Source organism: Burkholderia sp. SIMBA_051 (assembly GCF_046534915.1).
In the GTDB taxonomy this organism is placed as follows: Bacteria; Pseudomonadota; Gammaproteobacteria; order Burkholderiales; family Burkholderiaceae; genus Burkholderia; species Burkholderia ambifaria.
Genome location: NZ_JAWRXS010000460.1, coordinates 1 through 261, shown reverse-complemented (window position 1 = coordinate 261; position 261 = coordinate 1). Strand labels below are relative to the sequence as shown.

1 protein-coding gene is annotated in these 261 nt (G+C 57.9%); it reads left to right on the top strand.

What is annotated here, in order from left to right:
* Positions 1-261: ferritin family protein (locus tag SB771_RS35280; protein WP_410722076.1), on the top strand; the 261-nt coding region annotated here is incomplete at both ends.

Genomic DNA, 261 nt, shown 5'->3' with positions numbered 1-261 from the left:
CAATAGGCTTCGAACCAACCTGCGGGACGAGATGGACGGAGCCGCGCTATATGAAGCGCTTGCCGCTGCGGAACCAGACCCATCGCGCCGCGACGTATTTATGCAATTGGCCGAGGCCGAACATGAACACGCGGAAATATGGCACGCCAAGCTACAGCAACGGGGTGTCGATGTAGCGACCACGAGGCCGACATTCAAAACCAGAGCATTGCGTATGCTTATACGTAGCTTCGGTCCGCGTTTTGTACTGCCGGCGCTCGC